The sequence below is a fragment of the Streptomyces tricolor genome, assembly GCF_002155905.1.
Taxonomy (GTDB): Bacteria; Actinomycetota; Actinomycetes; order Streptomycetales; family Streptomycetaceae; genus Streptomyces; species Streptomyces tricolor.
Map to the genome: position 1 here is coordinate 1 of NZ_MUMF01000520.1, position 828 is coordinate 828.

Consider the following 828-nt stretch of genomic DNA (forward strand, 5'->3'; position numbering starts at 1 on the left):
AGCGGTGGGGCCGCCACGGTGCTTGCCCACGATCAGGTCGGCCTCGCCCGCCCGCGGGGACTCCTTCTCGTAGGCGTCCTCGCGGTGCAGCAGGATCACGATGTCGGCGTCCTGCTCGATCGATCCGGACTCTCGCAGGTCGGACACCATCGGCTTCTTCTCGGTGCGCTGCTCGGGCCCGCGGTTGAGCTGGGCGAGGACCACCGCGGTGATCCCGAACTCCTTGGCCAGCAGCTTCAGTCCGCGGGACAGCATCGACACGGCGACCTGCCGGGACTCGGCGCGCGGCGCCTGCATGAGCTGCAGATAGTCGACGACGAGGAGACGCAGGCCGGCCGTGCGCACGAGGTTGCGGACGGTGGCACGCAGACCGGGCAGGGTGACGAGCGCGTTGTCGTCGATGTACAGCGGCGCCTCGCCCATCGCGGGGAGCTTGAGCGCGGCCCGCGCGAGGTCGTCGTCGGAGACGATGCCCTGCTTCAGGTGGTGCAGGGCGATCTTCGCCTCGCTGCACAGGATCGTGTTGGTGAGCTCGTCCTTGCCCATCTCCAGCGACGCGAAGTACGTGGGGATCTTGTGGCTGATGGCGGCGGCCCGGGCGAGCCCGGACGCGAACGTGGTCTTGCCCATGGCGGGGCGGGCGCCGACCACGACGAGCTGACCGGGCGCCCAGCCGCCCGANNNCGCCGAGGAGGGACGCCTTGGACGCGGCTGCCGGGCGGACGAGGTTGTCGAACTCGGTCTGGAACTCTGCGACATCGGAGTCCGGGTCGAAGGCCGGGCTGGTGGCACGCACCCGCATGCTGGTGCCGAGCGCGGCGGCGCGGG

Annotated in this window: 1 pseudogene; it reads right to left on the reverse strand. The window is 71.0% G+C overall.

Annotated elements, in window-relative coordinates:
- Positions 1–828, reverse strand: a pseudogene (locus CCN44_RS32335) (DnaB-like helicase C-terminal domain-containing protein); the annotation flags it as partial.